Origin of the sequence: Pseudoalteromonas distincta (assembly GCF_005877035.1) — a bacterium.
Lineage (GTDB): Bacteria > Pseudomonadota > Gammaproteobacteria > Enterobacterales > Alteromonadaceae > Pseudoalteromonas > Pseudoalteromonas distincta.
This window is the reverse complement of the sequence record NZ_CP040558.1, coordinates 1,404,400-1,416,595: the sequence shown is the minus strand read 5'-3', so window position 1 is coordinate 1,416,595 and position 12,196 is coordinate 1,404,400. Positions and strand designations below refer to the sequence as shown.

The window sequence follows — 12,196 nt, the reverse complement described above, 5'->3', positions numbered from 1 at the left end:
GCATTAACAGCTGATGAAATTAAGCAAATTGCTGCTTTAAAAACGGTATTAACTCAAACCAATTAACACATTGTGAAAAACTGGGTTATGCAAATAATATCAAAAGGAATTGAATCACTATGCTTATACTGTTAAGTGTCATTTTAACTTTGTTTCCAACGGTAATATCTTATTTTGTTTCACGTAATTACGCTAAAAAGGCTAAAGCGACTAATAAAGGTGCTTACATCAGAGCAGTGATTTGGCCTAGTGTTTTCTCGTGGACACTATTTGCTGCTGTTGGGCACGGTGCAATAATCTTCCCCTTACCTTCAACGTTTGCGGTAGTGTTATATGCGTTTCTATATGACGAACGTGGTATCTATTTCCATCCTCACATATTTTTAAGCCCAACGATTCCAATAGCCGTTTATTTAATAAGCTATTTCAAATACAAAAAAGCGGCCAATAAAGAACTAACGCCCTAGCCCACTGTTGGCTCATTAGTATCTGGTAAGGTCCAAAGCTGCACTTACTCCTGCTATACACTTCTTTGCTGTGAAACTACAACGTTATTATCTGAATATAAATGTGTAAATAGCAGGTCTAGTAAATTAATAAAGCGTCATTACCAAAAATAACGAGTTTACCTATGCCTCTAGATATACAAAAAAGCCTTAAAGTAAAACCTGCTCACATCGTCTCATTTATTGTGTTTTTATTAGTTTCAATATCTACGTTTACCGCTCAAGTATATGCCGCTGATGCTGTATGGCCTTCAAAAACCACTTACAAATATGCAAATGTAAACGGTAAAAAGATATTTTACCGAGAAGCTGGCGCGCAGCATAAGCAAACCATTGTACTTTTACATGGGTATCCGTCGTCTTCACACAGCTACCGAGAATTGATCCCACTCTTATCAGGTCGTTATCATGTGATTGCACCTGATTATTTAGGCTCTGGTTATAGCGCACGCCCAAACCCAAAAACTCAAAAATATACTTTTGAATTACTAGCTCAATACGTTGAAGGATTACTAACAACACTTAAAGTAAAGCGCTACAGCCTTTATATACAAGACTTTGGAGCTCCTGTGGGCTTTAGAATGTTGTTAAATAACCCAAATAAACTTGATGCACTTATTGTACAAAATGGTAATGCGTATTTAGAGGGGCTAACCCTACCGAGGCAAGCGTTTTTTAAAGCCGCGAATGAGGACAAATCACAAGCGCAGAGTGATAAAATTTATTCGTTCACGTCTAATAAAGCCATTATTAATAAGCAATATTTACGAGACGTACAAAGTAACCCAGAAGTAATGAGCCCTGATAGCTGGACGCACGATCTTCACTTTTTACAAACTAAATCCGATAGAGTAATTCAAGTACAATTGCTACAAGATTACTACAATAACCTTCTCGACTATCCTAAATGGCAAGCTTATTTACGCAAGTACCAACCAGCAACATTAATTGTATGGGGTAAAAACGACCCTGCGTTTATAGCCGCAGGCGCTAAAGCATATTTGAAAGATGTACCGAACGCTGAAATACATTTACTCGATTCAGGACACTTTAGTGTTGAAGAAAAACCAGTTGAGATTGCAAAGTACATTGTGAACTTTATGGATAAGCTATAAATAGCGGAAATAAAAAAACGCTGAGGGTATAAACCATCAGCGTTTCATTAAATTGTATTAACTTAAGTGTATTAGTTCAGACAAGATCTGACACATCAACTTGAAAAAGTGAGAGTTACCCGTTTTGATAAAAGGTGTCGAATCTTTAAATCAAAACATATAAGAGGTAACTCTCATGCTACATACTAACAATCCAATTATTAAACACAAAGCGGGTTTACTTAATCTTGCAGAAGAACTTGGCAACGTATCAAGAGCCTGCAAAGTGATGGGCGTATCCCGTGATACATTTTATCGATATCAAGAACTCGTCGAAGACGGTGGACTTGATGCGTTAATTGATAAAAGTCGTAGAGCGCCAAACTTAAAAAATAGAGTTGATGAAGCAACTGAACAAGCCGTCATTAAATACGCTGTCGATTATCCAGCTCATGGCCAACACAGAACGAGTAATGAACTCAGAAAACAAGGCGTATTCGTTTCTGGCAGCGGTGTTCGTTCAATATGGCTACGTCATGACCTAGAGAACTTCAAAAAGCGTCTCAAGGCATTAGAAAATAAAGTTGCTAACGAAGGTATCATTCTCACCGACGCTCAAGTAGCTGCGCTTGAAAAGAAAAAACATGATGACGAAGCGTGTGGTGAAATTGAAACGGCTCACCCAGGTTATCTAGGCTCTCAAGATACATTTTACGTGGGTAATCTCAAAGGCGTTGGGCGTATCTACCAACAAACCTTCGTTGATACATACAGCAAAGTAGCGTTCGCTAAGCTCTACACCACGAAAACGCCAATTACTGCGGCTGACATACTCAACGACAAAGTACTGCCGTACTTCGAACAGTACGAGCTTCCCATGCTACGTATTCTAACCGATAGAGGCACTGAATATTGTGGCAAAGTCGAACATCATGATTACCAGTTATATCTGGCTATTAATGATATCGATCATACAAAAACCAAAGCTATGTCACCGCAAACAAATGGTATCTGCGAACGCTTCCACAAAACGATACTCAATGAATTCTATCAAGTTACATTCCGTAAAAAGCTATATAGCTCATTAGCGGAATTGCAAAAGGATCTGGACGAATGGATGATTTATTACAATAATGACCGAACTCATCAAGGAAAAATATGCTGTGGCAGAACGCCATTAGAAACTTTATTAGATGGAAAATTGATCTGGGCTGAGAAAAATTTAGCTCAAATCTAGACTGACAGTCACCGATTAAAAAACGGGTAACTGTCAGATCAAGTCTGAGCTAGTACAACTTAAGCTAAATCCAAAGAAATAGTATTTAATATGGGTAACTGTCAGATCAAGTCTGAGCTAGTAAATTTTAAGTATTTAACCTTCTTCTTCAATAAGTGATTCTAGTAGATCGTGTATTTCAGCTTTAAGCTCTTTATCTTCTATTTTATTAGCACTAACCTTAGCATTTTGAAGATTTTTAATAGCCTCGTCTTTTTGACCAAGTTCTAGCTGCAGTGTAGCCATTGAAAAAGAAACTGATGACATGTGATCTTTGTTATTAATCGCAACAGACTTTTCTAATGCTTTTTCATAAGTCGTGATTGCCTCTTCTAGCTCTTCGGTAAAATCAGCTAAAGTTTCCCATTGTACTGGGTGATCTTTTGAAGTGTTTTCGTTTTCAATACAAATCGCTTTTAATTGAGCAAATAAAGATTCAAATTTTTCTCGGTTATTTTTGTTAGCCGCCGCCATTAAATCTTCTGCTAGGTCATGTACCGCTTTATATATTTTTGTATTCATCATCACAGGTTATCCTTTAGTGCAGCTAAACTAATTTACTGACTCAATTTAGCTAAAATGTATCATTACAGTCATTATAAAATGTATTTAAACAACTGATTTATTTAATTTGGTGTATAGCGTAATAATACATTAATAATGAACATCGCGTAGGCGTTAAACACACTGTAATTAAACTTTATCGCAATTACTCTTAGTAACCTCACACACTGAATAAACTTGCAACCCAATCCAACGTAAAGATAGTCGTAAACACTTTAAGTGCAATGACAACTATAAATAATAAGATGATTGCCGCTTTGGCTTTACTACTTTTGAGGTTGTTCCAATATAATAACTTTGCATTAAATTCTGTTTTTAACTTAGTAACAGCTTCTTTCATAATTACATCCTACTTAGGTATCCCGCTCAGCAACATTTAATAACTACACAGCTGCCCAAGCAGGTTTCATAATATTTTTCGCCACCTTAGAGTAAAGCATTAAATAAAGCCTGTACTATATAAAATGTAACAAGGGGTTTTAACTTAAGTTATTGTATCTAACTTTTTTACACACCCAAAAAGCAAACAATGGGACAATTCAGTAGAGCGTTAATAATAAATTTGGTGCTACACTAATAGCTAACTTAAATGTGTTAACAGCCAATTAAATTAGCAAATTATGAAAGAGTGTAACCAGTGTGGTAAATGCTGTATTAAATATGGTGGCGGCGACTTAAGCGCAACGAAAGAAGAAATAGATTTATGGGAGCTCTTTAACCCCGAAATTTATGAGTACGTTAAAAACAACGAAATTTGGTTTGACCCAAAAACAGGCTCAAGACTTCAAGTGTGCCCATTTTTAGAAATTGCGCCTAAAAAGGAGCCTCTCGCTAAAAATATGTATACCTGCAGTATTTACCTTGACCGTCCAGAAGACTGCCGCCACTACCCTAGCCTTATTTCAGAGATGATCCGCGACGAATGCGAAATGATTGAATCTATAGATATTACAAACCAGACAAGAGCGCAGCATAAACTAGATTTGATAATGATAGATAGCCGCTCTTAGATACCTAGATAAACCTGCAGCGCTATGAGTCTCGCACTTAAATAAATAGGTATTTCTATTAACATACCTATTATTATAATTTTATAAAATTGGTTTAATCGTCATTTTTAGATCATTCATCGCAAAACACAAAGTTATACTATAACATTGTTGATTCACTGATTTTGCGGTGTTATATTATATCACAACATAATAACCGCGAACCAATATATCCATGACAAAGTTAACATTAATCTCCTCTGCTATTTTTTCTGTTTTATGTTCTCAATCAGCTTTGGCTGCCACTGTTACTGGTAAAGTAATGGATGATAAAAATCAACCAATTAAAAATGCCTCAATTCATGTGCATGGTAAAAACCAAAGCGTTAAAAGTAATGATTTAGGCGAATTTGCTATAGAAATCGATGCAAATAGCCAATTACATATTAGTAAAGACAACTACGTAGACTCTCGTATTGCTGTTAGCGAATCTTCAAATAATCTGTCTGTGTCACTTAAACCAACATCGGTTGAGACAGTGATTGTTTATGCCTCTGCACTTCATAAAAATAGCCTCGAGATGATATCGCCAGTAAGCGTGCTCTCAGGTGATGAATTAAGAAATAAATCAAAACCAACTCTTGGTGAAACGCTAAAAGGTTTACCAGGCGTAAATGCAAGTTACTTTGGCCCTGTATCATCAAGCCCAATTATTCGTGGATTAGATGGCCCTCGCGTTAAAATCACACAAAACGGATTAGATGCCAGCGATGCATCACGCATTGGCCCAGACCACGCGACATCAAGCGATAGCCTAGCAGCAGAACAAATTGAAGTATTACGTGGCCCAAGTACCCTACTTTATGGCTCTGGTGCAATTGGCGGTGTTGTTAACGTGGTTGATAACCGCATTCCTACAGACAATATCGACGAGCTTACGGGGGCTGCAGAATACAGCCACGATACAGTATCAAACTCAAACACCGTAGCTGCAAAACTCGAAACTGGTAATGAAGGCTTTAACTTTCATTTTGATGGCACTAAGCGCAGTGGCGATGATTACCAAACACCTACCTTTACTATTGCCGACGATGATGGCGATGTAGAAACAGAGAATTCTGTAGAAAATACTTTTATTGATAGCGAAACACTTAACTTTGGTACCAGCTATGTTGGCGATCATTTAACGATTGGTTTTTCGTACGGTAGTATTGATACCGATTACGGTATTCCTGGGCATGAGCATCATCACGATCACGAAGGTGAAACTGAAGAAGAGCATGCAGAACATGAAGACGAAGCAGCTGAAGAGCCGGTTTACGCACATTTAGAGCAAGATCGCTGGCAAGGGCTTGTAAGTTACGCCCTTCATAATAACTGGATTGAAACCATCAACCTACGTGTTGGCTACACAGATTACTCGCACAGCGAAATTGAAGATGGCGAAATTGGTACTACTTTTAAAAATAAAACGACTGAAGCACGTTTAAATGTAGAGCATAAGTTTGCTGATTGGCACGGAATGATGGGTTATCACTACAGCGATTCTGACTACGATGCAATTGGTGAAGAAGCCTTTACACCCGCAAGTGTAACTACAACTAACGCATTATATTTACTAGAAGAGCGTGAATTTGGCAACGTTACAATTGAACTTGGCGCACGTGTTGAAGATTACAAAATTGAAAGCAAAATCACGGCATACGAGCATAGCCACGATGAAGTAGAAATAGATCACAGCGACGAAGAAACTATTGGATACAATAAAAGTTTTACCAATTTAAGCGCCTCTGCTGGTGCCATTTGGCAATACAAGCCGGGTCATAGTATCGCTACGAGTATTTCTCATTCAGAACGAGCACCACTTTCGGCAGAGCTTTTATCTAACGGTTTACACATTGCAACTGGCACGTACGAGCTAGGCCTTGGTTACAATATTGAAGATAATGAAGCGCATTTTGAGCCAGAAAATATCAAGCAGGAAACTTCAACAAACTTAGATTTAAGCTTTAGACGCTTTAGCGGTGATTTTGGTTACACCGTTAACTTTTTCTATAACGATATCAAAAACTTTTATTTTCAAGAAAATACGGGTTTAGTTTACGATGAAGAAGATGGTTTAGAATCAGCTATTGGTGCACATGACGATGCTGTTGCGGTTTATCAGTTTACAAGTAAAGACGCAGAGCTTTATGGAATTGAGTTTGACGCGCATTACCAAGTAACACCAAGCGCTATGGTTAAAGTATTTGGTGACTCAACTCGTGCAAAACTAAAAGACGACGAAGGGAATTTACCACGTATCCCTGCCAATAAATTAGGCTCTGAGTTACAGTACGATTTAGGTGACTTACAACTAACATTAACGGGTACTCATTACTTTGATCAAAACGATGTAACTGCCTTTGAAACTCAAACTGATGGCTATACGTTATTTGATGCACAAGCTAATTACCAATTAGGTTTAGGCAGTGTCGATGCACAGCTGTATATAAACGTTGATAACATTACTGATGAGTTAGGTTTTGTACATAGCTCATTTATTAAAGATAAAGCACCACTACCAGGCAGAAACTTCCGCTTTGGTGTTCGTGGCTATTTTTAATAATTAAAAGTAGTTTTAGTTTATAAACCGCATTTTATTAATGCGGTTTTTTTATTTTTAGAATATATAATATCGTTCGGCAATAATACTTGATCAATTCAAGGGATTAAACTTTGCGCTAACTGCGTAAAAAATTATGAAATACGACTGCATGGATGCAAAAGGTAGAGCAATGCAGGAGCAATTAGTGATAACAATTAGTTAAAAAAGCTTTTGCCTTGTTATCAACACTATTTTCTTAGCGCAAAATAGATCACTTAATTAGGGTCTGTTGATCTTTGCGGATTAAAATTTGTTCAAACTAGGGGCTATTTAATCGCGGCGCGAGGTTTGTAACCTAGTGGGCTAAGTAAAAACCGAGCAACAAAGAGTAAATAGCCCCTAGAAAGAACCCTTTGGGCAGCGCCTGTTTGGCATTAATGCTACGTTATCGCCCATTTATGGGGAATAACCACACTACATAGGCTCTGCCTTGCCTAAATTGTACTAGCTCAGACTTGATCTGACAGTTACCCGTTTTTTAATCGGTGACTGTCAGTCTAGATTTGAGCTAAATTTTTCTCAGCCCAGATCAATTTTCCATCTAATAAAGTTTCTAATGGCGTTCTGCCACAGCATATTTTTCCTTGATGAGTTCGGTCATTATTGTAATAAATCATCCACTCGTCCAGATCCTTTTGCAATTCCGCTAATGAGCTATATAGCTTTTTACGGAATGTAACTTGATAGAATTCATTGAGTATCGTTTTGTGGAAGCGTTCGCAGATACCATTTGTTTGCGGTGACATAGCTTTGGTTTTTGTATGATCGATATCATTAATAGCCAGATATAACTGGTAATCATGATGTTCGACTTTGCCACAATATTCAGTGCCTCTATCGGTTAGAATACGTAGCATGGGAAGCTCGTACTGTTCGAAGTACGGCAGTACTTTGTCGTTGAGTATGTCAGCCGCAGTAATTGGCGTTTTCGTGGTGTAGAGCTTAGCGAACGCTACTTTGCTGTATGTATCAACGAAGGTTTGTTGGTAGATACGCCCAACGCCTTTGAGATTACCCACGTAAAATGTATCTTGAGAGCCTAGATAACCTGGGTGAGCCGTTTCAATTTCACCACACGCTTCGTCATCATGTTTTTTCTTTTCAAGCGCAGCTACTTGAGCGTCGGTGAGAATGATACCTTCGTTAGCAACTTTATTTTCTAGTGCCTTGAGACGCTTTTTGAAGTTCTCTAGGTCATGACGTAGCCATATTGAACGAACACCGCTGCCAGAAACGAATACGCCTTGTTTTCTGAGTTCATTACTCGTTCTGTGTTGGCCATGAGCTGGATAATCGACAGCGTATTTAATGACGGCTTGTTCAGTTGCTTCATCAACTCTATTTTTTAAGTTTGGCGCTCTACGACTTTTATCAATTAACGCATCAAGTCCACCGTCTTCGACGAGTTCTTGATATCGATAAAATGTATCACGGGATACGCCCATCACTTTGCAGGCTCTTGATACGTTGCCAAGTTCTTCTGCAAGATTAAGTAAACCCGCTTTGTGTTTAATAATTGGATTGTTAGTATGTAGCATGAGAGTTACCTCTTATATGTTTTGATTTAAAGATTCGACACCTTTTATCAAAACGGGTAACTCTCACTTTTTCAAGTTGATGTGTCAGATCTTGTCTGAACTAATACACCTAAATACCAAACAGACTGCTGCAAATTTAACCTTGAAAGATCAACAGACCCTAATCGAATTGGTATAAAACACTTAGATTACAGACACAAAAAAGCCGTATTCAGATTGAATACGGCTTTTTAAACTCTTAATTTTAAAATTTATTTAAATTAAGAAATGATTTCGTGTAGTTCAACGTCAAATACAAGCGTTGAGAAAGGTGCGATTGCAGCACCTGCGCCACGTTCACCATAAGCAAGCTCATGAGGAACGTAGATACGCCATTTAGTACCTACAGGCATCATTTGTAATGCTTCAGTCCAGCCTTTGATCACGCCACCAACTGGAAATTCAGCTGGTTGACCGCGCTCGTATGAGCTATCAAACACAGTACCGTTAATTAGTGTACCGTGGTAATCAACACGTACTGTAGACTCAGCTGTTGGCTTTTCGCCTTCGCCAGTCGCTAGTACTTCGTATTGAAGACCAGACTCAGTTACTGTGATTTCAGGACGTTTTGCGTTTTCTTCTAAGAATGCAATACCTTCTGCAGAAAGTACTTTAGATTCTTCTTCACGACGAGCTTGGATCTCTTCGTTAATCTTTTCGAATGCAGCTTGAATCTCAGGGATCTCAACTTGAAATGCGCTACCAGCGTACGCATCTTTCATGCCTTCAAATACTGAATTTAGGTTTAAGCCTTCAAAAGGATTAGACTTAAGTTGCTCACCCATTTGTAAGCCAATACCGTAACTTGCTTTTTCAGCATCTGTAGTAAAATTATCTGACATAATGTGTTTTTCACGTTTTGTTAGTTAAAAGACACGTATATGCTATCACAAAATAAACCCCGTTTGGGGCTAGTTTTTGCTGAGTTTTAGCTTAATTAGGCCAACAATATAACTACAAAGCGGTAAAGTGAATAAAATTCCAACAAGTAAAGGAATAGCTAATAATCCAGATTCACCAGACAATAAAAATGGCACTGCAACTAAGCCTACTAAACCAATAAAAGCAGAGCCAATTACTGGCCAATGTTTATCATATTTAGTAATAAGATGGGCAGCCAAAATATTAAAACCAAGACCATAAGCAAAAGCGGTAATTAATGGATATTCTGGTTGTGCGTCGACCGCCATTTTTGCCAACAAGCTAATAGCACTTTGATAGCAGTAACCAAATACCACCCATAATAAAAGATGTTTTATTAATTGCTGTGAGGTTGATAGGTTCGTTGCTTTAGTCATTAATTAAACTCCACAAAGCAAAAAACCGCCTATAAGGCGGTTTTTTTAAATAATGGTGGAGAGATAGGGATTTGAACCCTAGATGGGCTATAAACCCATGCCGGTTTTCAAGACCGGTGCATTCGACCACTCTGCCATCTCTCCGTACGGCGCGAATAATATGGTTAAACGTGTTACTTGTAAAGAGCTAAATATAAATTAATCGTAAATAATAATTAAACGATTAAAAACAAGTCACATTGCTCTTTTGTTGCGCTATTTACTGCAACACGCTTATTAATTCAATACTCAGTAATATTGTTTGGGCCTGCGAGCAATCCAAGAACAAATCAAACAAGCCAATAAACTCAATGCCGTGAATGTTACACTTTGAAAAATTAAGTCAAACCGATTTAAATCATCACTTGGCACTATTACAAACATAAAAGCGGGGAGTACACTTAGCGCTAAAACATAACAACACACTTTAAATGCCCGTCCAAAGTCAAAACGTTTAGACTGTTGCATCCACAAAGTTAACAGTATTAGCATACCTATTGCAGAGCCTGCTATAAAATGCGCTGCATTTGTACTCATTGCAACATACAAGGTTACAAAAGCACCAACAATTCCCCAAATTGACCACGCAAGCCAGTTTTCTTTTTCCTGTAAAAATAAATTTCCCATTGTTTTCGTCTTCTTTATCGTTATTTTTATTAAGACTTTCCATAATGTATCAAAAAACAACCGATTAAAAAACAAACTGAAGAAGAATTATTAACTTTTGTGCTTCCAAGCGCTTCTCACAGCCAAACCACTAACTTTTTTATATTACTCTTGGTAACCTTAATGAATTATGACTATGCAAATTGCATAAAGTTCATACTATTTCACAAATTACTAAAATAATGTTCTGGTTTATGGCGAGGTGACTTTTTACACTCGACTTGAGGAGTACCAATGTATAAGTACCCTACAATTTCATCTTGCTCATGTAAGTTAAGCGCTTTTTTGACTGCTCTACTTTGTGCAAAGTAACCTGTGCGCCAAACACCACCTAAACCTTGAGCAAATGCAGCTTGTTGCATTGCTAATACACTACAGCCTGCACTTTGTACTTGCTCGATACGAGGAACTTTTGGGTGTTCTTGATATTTAGCAATTGCTATTACAATCATAGGCGCACGAAGGGGAAGCTCTTTAGCACGGTTAATTACTTTTTCTGTCTGTTGCTCTGCCACTGCACTTTGATGGTAAATTTCACCCAGTTTATTGCGTGCATCACCTTGAGCTATGATGAACTGCCACGGTGCTATACAGCCATGATCAGGAACACGTAATGCTGCTTGCTTAATTATGTCGAGCTGCTCAGGCGTAGGGCCCGGCTCTGTTAGTTTAGAGTCTGATTGGCGAGTAAGTAAAAGCTCGATAGCGTTCATAACGATTCCTCAAAATTCAAAACGATAGAGTAACATTTAAAACCTTAAATAATAAATACCGAGAAATTAAAATGCAAAACGGCCGCAAAGGGTCAACTATGCAGCCGTTAATAAAATACATTTAATGCGCTATTTTTTTATAACTTTTCGCTTTAACCAGTAATCAAAACTAACAAAACGACCACCGCCCATAAAAAATAAACTTAGGAGCATAGCAAAATAAATTGCCGAAAATTCTATGCCATTATTTAAAATAGATGGTTTCCCTTTTTCGTATAGGTAATCAGGAAAGCCGTGCTCTTCAACTAAGCCTCGAATTTTCCCTATCCTGTCCTGTACTTCTAATGAGTTTTCGAGGCTTTCTTTTGCACCAGGGATAGATAACCAATCAAGTACTTGCGCAGCACTTGTTTCTGGATTAGTCGGCGCTATTGCAAACCACCCGTTATGCCAATGTACTGAAGTAGCCGCTACAACCATTGTGAACATAAGCGGGATACTGACTAAGCGAGTTAAAAGGCCAAATAATAACAACCAGCCTCCTAAAAACTCACTCCAACCAGCTAAGAAAGCTAGTAAGTCAGGAAACGGCAAGCCTAAACCCCATTCACTATTACCAAACCATTGAACGACATCAGGAGATGCTAAAAAGTTATTTAGAAAGCCTTCTGTTTCAGTGCTTATAGCAAGTTTGTTATAACCTGCGATGATCATAACGGGAGCTAAAATTAAGCGAAATAGTAAAGCAGGTAAACCATCTAAAAACGATAGTTTACCCAATATTGTGTTATAAAAACTGATTAGTTTATTCATGCGTATCCTGTGTG

Annotated in this window: 13 protein-coding genes and 1 tRNA gene; 5 read left to right on the top strand and 9 right to left on the bottom strand. The window is 37.9% G+C overall.

Annotated features, from left to right (window positions below; genetic code table 11):
- Positions 1–119: 119 nt before the first annotated feature.
- The 3 genes from FFU37_RS06255 to FFU37_RS06245 all read left to right on the top strand — a co-directional run bounded on the left by FFU37_RS06255 (position 120) and on the right by FFU37_RS06245 (position 2,837).
- Entirely contained in the window at positions 120–467 is a 348-nt protein-coding gene (locus FFU37_RS06255; RefSeq protein WP_138489002.1) for a hypothetical protein, read from the top strand.
- Between the two features lie 164 nt (positions 468–631).
- The gene (locus FFU37_RS06250; RefSeq protein ID WP_039489797.1) at positions 632–1,621 is read left to right on the top strand and encodes an alpha/beta fold hydrolase; all 990 of its coding nucleotides are present in this window, start codon (positions 632–634) and stop codon (positions 1,619–1,621) included.
- 175 nt (positions 1,622–1,796) lie between these two features.
- Positions 1,797–2,837: an IS481 family transposase gene (locus FFU37_RS06245; RefSeq protein WP_138488686.1), complete on the top strand. Its 1,041-nt coding sequence runs from the start codon at positions 1,797–1,799 to the stop codon at positions 2,835–2,837.
- 135 nt (positions 2,838–2,972) lie between these two features.
- Here FFU37_RS06245 and FFU37_RS06240 read toward each other — a convergent pair whose 3' ends face one another.
- Both FFU37_RS06240 and FFU37_RS06235 read right to left on the bottom strand, forming a co-directional pair.
- Positions 2,973–3,401, bottom strand: a complete 429-nt coding sequence (locus FFU37_RS06240; protein ID WP_002961147.1) for a hypothetical protein — start codon at positions 3,399–3,401, stop codon at positions 2,973–2,975.
- A 199-nt stretch (positions 3,402–3,600) separates the two neighbouring features.
- Positions 3,601–3,780 carry a hypothetical protein gene (locus FFU37_RS06235; RefSeq protein ID WP_002961145.1) on the bottom strand — a complete coding sequence of 60 codons (180 nt, stop codon included), beginning with the start codon at positions 3,778–3,780 and terminating at the stop codon, positions 3,601–3,603.
- 280 nt (positions 3,781–4,060) lie between these two features.
- Between FFU37_RS06235 and FFU37_RS06230 the strand changes: the two genes are divergently transcribed.
- Entirely contained in the window at positions 4,061–4,450 is a 390-nt protein-coding gene (locus FFU37_RS06230; protein ID WP_039489801.1) for a YkgJ family cysteine cluster protein, read from the top strand.
- Between the two features lie 214 nt (positions 4,451–4,664).
- Complete coding sequence (locus tag FFU37_RS06225) at positions 4,665–7,034, top strand: TonB-dependent receptor (RefSeq protein WP_138489001.1); 2,370 nt, start codon at positions 4,665–4,667, stop codon at positions 7,032–7,034.
- A 539-nt stretch (positions 7,035–7,573) separates the two neighbouring features.
- Here FFU37_RS06225 and FFU37_RS06220 read toward each other — a convergent pair.
- The 7 genes from FFU37_RS06220 to FFU37_RS06190 all read right to left on the bottom strand — a co-directional run bounded on the left by FFU37_RS06220 (position 7,574) and on the right by FFU37_RS06190 (position 12,182).
- Entirely contained in the window at positions 7,574–8,614 is a 1,041-nt protein-coding gene (locus FFU37_RS06220) for an IS481 family transposase (protein ID WP_138488686.1), read from the bottom strand.
- A gap of 260 nt (positions 8,615–8,874) precedes the next feature.
- On the bottom strand, positions 8,875–9,495 hold the full coding sequence (bamJ, locus tag FFU37_RS06215) for a BamJ family beta-barrel-assembly machinery protein (protein ID WP_002962890.1): 621 nt from the start codon (positions 9,493–9,495) through the stop codon (positions 8,875–8,877).
- A 69-nt stretch (positions 9,496–9,564) separates the two neighbouring features.
- On the bottom strand, positions 9,565–9,951 hold the full coding sequence (locus FFU37_RS06210) for a hypothetical protein (RefSeq protein WP_002962891.1): 387 nt from the start codon (positions 9,949–9,951) through the stop codon (positions 9,565–9,567).
- Positions 9,952–10,004: 53 nt separating this feature from the next.
- Positions 10,005–10,095 (bottom strand) — tRNA-Ser (locus FFU37_RS06205).
- 144 nt (positions 10,096–10,239) lie between these two features.
- Entirely contained in the window at positions 10,240–10,617 is a 378-nt protein-coding gene (locus FFU37_RS06200) for a hypothetical protein (protein WP_002962892.1), read from the bottom strand.
- Positions 10,618–10,820: 203 nt separating this feature from the next.
- Positions 10,821–11,369, bottom strand: coding sequence for an NAD(P)H nitroreductase (locus FFU37_RS06195; RefSeq protein WP_138489000.1), 549 nt, complete (start codon positions 11,367–11,369; stop codon positions 10,821–10,823).
- Positions 11,370–11,498: 129 nt separating this feature from the next.
- Positions 11,499–12,182, bottom strand: coding sequence for an HvfX family Cu-binding RiPP maturation protein (locus FFU37_RS06190; protein ID WP_138488999.1), 684 nt, complete (start codon positions 12,180–12,182; stop codon positions 11,499–11,501).
- Positions 12,183–12,196 lie beyond the last annotated feature (14 nt).

Coding starts and splice junctions, on each gene's coding strand:
- FFU37_RS06195 (WP_138489000.1), bottom strand. CDS start 11,369: ATGAACGCTATCGAGCTTTTACTTACTCGCCAATCAGACTCTAAACTA.
- bamJ (WP_002962890.1), bottom strand. CDS start 9,495: ATGTCAGATAATTTTACTACAGATGCTGAAAAAGCAAGTTACGGTATT.
- FFU37_RS06255 (WP_138489002.1), top strand. CDS start 120: ATGCTTATACTGTTAAGTGTCATTTTAACTTTGTTTCCAACGGTAATA.
- FFU37_RS06245 (WP_138488686.1), top strand. CDS start 1,797: ATGCTACATACTAACAATCCAATTATTAAACACAAAGCGGGTTTACTT.
- FFU37_RS06250 (WP_039489797.1), top strand. CDS start 632: ATGCCTCTAGATATACAAAAAAGCCTTAAAGTAAAACCTGCTCACATC.
- FFU37_RS06240 (WP_002961147.1), bottom strand. CDS start 3,401: ATGATGAATACAAAAATATATAAAGCGGTACATGACCTAGCAGAAGAT.
- FFU37_RS06190 (WP_138488999.1), bottom strand. CDS start 12,182: ATGAATAAACTAATCAGTTTTTATAACACAATATTGGGTAAACTATCG.
- FFU37_RS06225 (WP_138489001.1), top strand. CDS start 4,665: ATGACAAAGTTAACATTAATCTCCTCTGCTATTTTTTCTGTTTTATGT.
- FFU37_RS06230 (WP_039489801.1), top strand. CDS start 4,061: ATGAAAGAGTGTAACCAGTGTGGTAAATGCTGTATTAAATATGGTGGC.
- FFU37_RS06220 (WP_138488686.1), bottom strand. CDS start 8,614: ATGCTACATACTAACAATCCAATTATTAAACACAAAGCGGGTTTACTT.
- FFU37_RS06235 (WP_002961145.1), bottom strand. CDS start 3,780: ATGAAAGAAGCTGTTACTAAGTTAAAAACAGAATTTAATGCAAAGTTA.
- FFU37_RS06210 (WP_002962891.1), bottom strand. CDS start 9,951: ATGACTAAAGCAACGAACCTATCAACCTCACAGCAATTAATAAAACAT.
- FFU37_RS06200 (WP_002962892.1), bottom strand. CDS start 10,617: ATGGGAAATTTATTTTTACAGGAAAAAGAAAACTGGCTTGCGTGGTCA.